Consider the following 3,343-nt stretch of genomic DNA (forward strand, 5'->3'; position numbering starts at 1 on the left):
GCCGGCCGAGCCCCAGCGCGGCCGCCGCGCGCACCTCCGGCGCGGGATCCGCGGCGAGGCCGGCCAGCTCGGCGGCGTGCCCGGGAACGCGGCCCAGCCCCTTGGCCGCGGCGGCGCGCCGGCCCGGATCGGGAGAGCCCAGCTCCCGCAGGAAGAACGCGACCTGATGTCCGGCGATCATGAACCACTCCCCCGCGATCGGTCCCGTTGAGAAGACGATCAGGAGGGGCCGCGGGTTGCCCGGATCAGGCGGGCGCCTTCGCCGGGCCGAGCGCCATGTCGAGCGCCATGTCGAGCGCGCGCTCGACGTGGATCCGGGTGGAGTCGAGCACCGGCAGCGGGCTGTCGTCCGGGCCGATCAGCAGGGTGATCTCGGTGCATCCCAGGACGACGGCCTCGGCGCCCCGCTCCGCCAGGCCGGCGATGACGCCGGCGTACGCCCGGCGGGACGCGTCCGTGACGATCCCCTGCGTGAGCTCCCGGTAGATGACGTCGTCCACCGTGGTCCTGCCGGGCTCGTCGGGCACCAGGACGTTCACGCCGTGGCGGAGCATCCGGTCCCGGTAGAAGTCCATCTCCATGGTGAAGCGGGAGCCCAGCAGGCCCACCGTGGCCGTCCCGGCCTCGGCGGCGGCCTCGGCGGTGGCGTCGATGAGGTGCACGAACGGGACGTCGAGCGCCGCCTCGATGGCGCCCGCGACCCGGTGCATGGTGTTGGTGCACAGCAGGACGAGATCGGCGCCCGCGTCCTGCAGCGTCCGGGCGTCCGCGGCGAGCAGCTCGCTCGCCCGGTCCCAGTCGCCGGCGCGCTGCAGCGCCTCGATCTCGGCGAAGTCCTCGGTCAGCAGGAGGCTCCGTACCGTGCGGTGGCCGCCGAGGCGGCGCCTGCTGCCGGTGTTGAGGAGCCGGTAGTACTCGGCGGAGGAATCCCAGGCCATGCCGCCGATCAGGCCGATGGTGGCTGTCATGCCGCCATCGTGCCCCGCCGCGCAGACCCTAGGAAGTCCTCTCCTCCTTGGCTCCGACCCAAGACATACTTATACCTATGGACGCTCATCGGCTGCTCGTGTTCCAGCAGGTGGCCAGGGCCGGTTCGATCGCGGGCGCGGCGCGCGCGCTGGGCTGGACCCAGCCCGCCGTCAGCCAGCACCTGCGGCTGCTGGAACGGCAGGCCGGGACACCGCTCGTCCTCCGCCGGCCGCGCGGCGTCGTCCTCACCGAGGCGGGCACGGCCCTGCTGCGCCACGCCGACGCCATCGCCGCCCGCCTGCAGGCCGCCGCCGACGACCTCGACGCCCTCGCCGATCTGCGCAGCGGCACCGTCCGGGTGGCCGCCTTCCCCTCCGCGAGCGCCACCATCGTCCCCGCCGCCATGAGCGCCCTGGCCGACCGCCACCCCGGCATCGACGTACGGCTGCGCGAGGCCGAGCCCGCGGACGCGCTCGCGCTGCTCAGGTCGGGCGAGGTCGACCTCGCGGTGGTCTTCGCGCACGCCGGGCAGGCGGCGCCGGACGAGCCGGGGCTGACCGGCGTCCGGCTCGCCGACGATCCGCTGCGGCTGGTGCTGCCCGCCTCGCACGCCCCCGCCGGCGGGCCCGTCGATCTGCGGTCGCTGGCGGGCGAGAAGTGGATCGCCGGCTGCGAGCGCTGCACCGAGAACCTGCGGCGGACGTGCGAGGCGGCCGGGTTCGCGCCGGACGTGCGGCACGGCACCGACGACTACGTGGTCACCCAGGCCCTGATCGCGCGCGGCCTCGGCATCGGGCTGCTGCCCCGGCTCGCGCTGGACGCCTACACCCACCCGGACGTCGCGGTCGCCGAGGCCGTCCAGGCCGGGCCGCGGACGGTGCGCGTCCTGCACCACCCCGAGGCGCCGCAGATCCCGGCCGTACGGCAGGCGCTCCGCGTGCTCGCCGAAAAGTGGCCGGACTCCCCGCGCTGACGCCCCACACGTACGGGCGGAGTCCGATGTGGTCATCACCATGGAGGGGCGACACCCGCCCGCCCGTTCCCCCGGAGGCGCTACCTTGGCTGGACGCTCGTCGGCCCGATCGGGGAGCCGGAGCACCGGCACGGCCCGCCGCGTCCCATGCGGAAAGGCCGGCGTCAGGGGTCGCTCCCGCGGGCACGGGGTATGCCGGTGCGGGGTCCGGCCGGGCGGATCGTGAGGCTGGAGGCGATGAGTGATGGGAAGGGCGGCGGGTCCGTTCGAGCGCGGCGCCCGGTCATCGGGCGAGGCGGTCGGCACCGCGTTCTTCAGCGTGGCCTGGCAGGAGAACTGGGCGGTGGTGACCGTACGCGGGGAGCTCGACCTCGCCAGCGCGCCGGGCCTGGACGAGCACGTCTCGCAGGTGGTCCGGCTGCACGTCCCGCCGCTGGTGGCGGTGGACCTGTCGGGCGTGGAGTTCTTCGACTCCTCGGGGCTCAACGCGCTGATCCGGGCCTGGAAGCGGGTCGGGACGGCCGGCGGGCGGCTGGTACTGCTGCGGCCGGTGCCCCGGATCGCCGAGGTGCTGCGGGTGACCGGGCTGGCCGTCCGGTTCGAGATCCGCCAGGAGCTCCCCGCCTCAGGCGGGCGCGAGGGACGGCAGGGCGAACAGGCCTGACAGGCGGGTGAGCGCGCCGGGGACGGCGCGGTAGTACACCCAGGTCCCGCGCCGCTCGCCCTCGATCAGCCCCGCCTGCCGCAGCACCTTGAGATGGTGGGAGATCGTGGGGCCGGTCAGCTCGAACGGCCCGGTCAGATCGCAGACGCAGGCCTCCCCGCCCGGCACCGAAGCGATCATGTTCAGCAGTCTCAGCCGGACCGGGTCCGACAGCGCCTTGAACACCTTGGCCAGCTCGGCCGCCTCGTCCTCGGTCAGCGGCGGGCCGCTCAGGGGCGCGCAGCAGCCGTCCGCCGGGACGATCGGAAGTTCGCTCGATTTAGACACACTTCTAATTTGACATCTGTCTAGGCAGTGACGCAAGCTGGAGGCTACTTAGACGAACTTCGAATCAGAACGCCGTTCCGTACCGAGGAGCACCGATGAGCGAGCACACCACCGAACCCGCGGCCGGAGCCTGCTGCGGAGTGGACGCCTGCTGTACCGGCGGGGAGCGGGCGCTGGACCCCGGCACCACGGTCCTGCAGGCCAAGACCGACGCCGGATGCGGCTGCCTGGACGCCGCGAGCGCCAGCGAGGAGGGGGCGGCAGAGGAGGCGGCGGACGCCGGGCCGCCGGTCGTGGTGATCGGCGCCGGGCCGGTCGGGCTGGCCGCCGCCGCACACCTGGCCGAACGCCGCCTGCCGTTCCTGGTCCTGGAAGCCGGTGAACGTGCCGGTGCCGCCGTCGCCGAATGG

6 protein-coding genes are annotated in these 3,343 nt (G+C 74.3%); 3 read left to right on the plus strand and 3 right to left on the minus strand.

What is annotated here, in order from left to right:
• Both AB0881_RS41665 and AB0881_RS41670 read right to left on the minus strand, forming a co-directional pair.
• A partial coding sequence (locus AB0881_RS41665; protein ID WP_366626436.1) for a HEAT repeat domain-containing protein occupies positions 1–181 on the minus strand: 181 nt, incomplete at its 3' end.
• Positions 182–245: 64 nt separating this feature from the next.
• Positions 246–968: an aspartate/glutamate racemase family protein gene (locus tag AB0881_RS41670; protein WP_366626437.1), complete on the minus strand. Its 723-nt coding sequence runs from the start codon at positions 966–968 to the stop codon at positions 246–248.
• A gap of 77 nt (positions 969–1,045) precedes the next feature.
• Here AB0881_RS41670 and AB0881_RS41675 point away from each other — a divergent pair, with 77 nt between their 5' ends.
• Together AB0881_RS41675 and AB0881_RS41680 are read left to right on the plus strand one after the other, a co-directional pair.
• Positions 1,046–1,942, plus strand: coding sequence for a LysR family transcriptional regulator (locus tag AB0881_RS41675; protein WP_366626438.1), 897 nt, complete (start codon positions 1,046–1,048; stop codon positions 1,940–1,942).
• Between the two features lie 244 nt (positions 1,943–2,186).
• The gene (locus AB0881_RS41680; protein WP_366626439.1) at positions 2,187–2,606 is read left to right on the plus strand and encodes an STAS domain-containing protein; all 420 of its coding nucleotides are present in this window, start codon (positions 2,187–2,189) and stop codon (positions 2,604–2,606) included.
• On the opposite strand, the gene AB0881_RS41685 is transcribed toward AB0881_RS41680, so the two are convergent.
• Positions 2,568–2,933: a metalloregulator ArsR/SmtB family transcription factor gene (locus tag AB0881_RS41685; RefSeq protein WP_366626440.1), complete on the minus strand. Its 366-nt coding sequence runs from the start codon at positions 2,931–2,933 to the stop codon at positions 2,568–2,570. The two genes, AB0881_RS41680 and AB0881_RS41685, sit on opposite strands and share 39 nt — an antisense overlap.
• 95 nt (positions 2,934–3,028) lie before the next feature.
• Here AB0881_RS41685 and AB0881_RS41690 point away from each other — a divergent pair.
• On the plus strand, positions 3,029–3,343 hold a 315-nt coding region (locus AB0881_RS41690), incomplete at its 3' end, for an NAD(P)-binding protein (protein WP_366626441.1).

The sequence above is a fragment of the Spirillospora sp. NPDC029432 genome, assembly GCF_040703975.1.
Lineage (GTDB): Bacteria > Actinomycetota > Actinomycetes > Streptosporangiales > Streptosporangiaceae > Spirillospora.

Bases quoted from the DNA above. Each gene is read 5' to 3' on its own strand.
- AB0881_RS41680 (WP_366626439.1), top strand. From the start codon at position 2,187: ATGGGAAGGGCGGCGGGTCCGTTCGAGCGCGGCGCCCGGTCATCGGGC.
- AB0881_RS41670 (WP_366626437.1), bottom strand. From the start codon at position 968: ATGACAGCCACCATCGGCCTGATCGGCGGCATGGCCTGGGATTCCTCC.
- AB0881_RS41675 (WP_366626438.1), top strand. From the start codon at position 1,046: ATGGACGCTCATCGGCTGCTCGTGTTCCAGCAGGTGGCCAGGGCCGGT.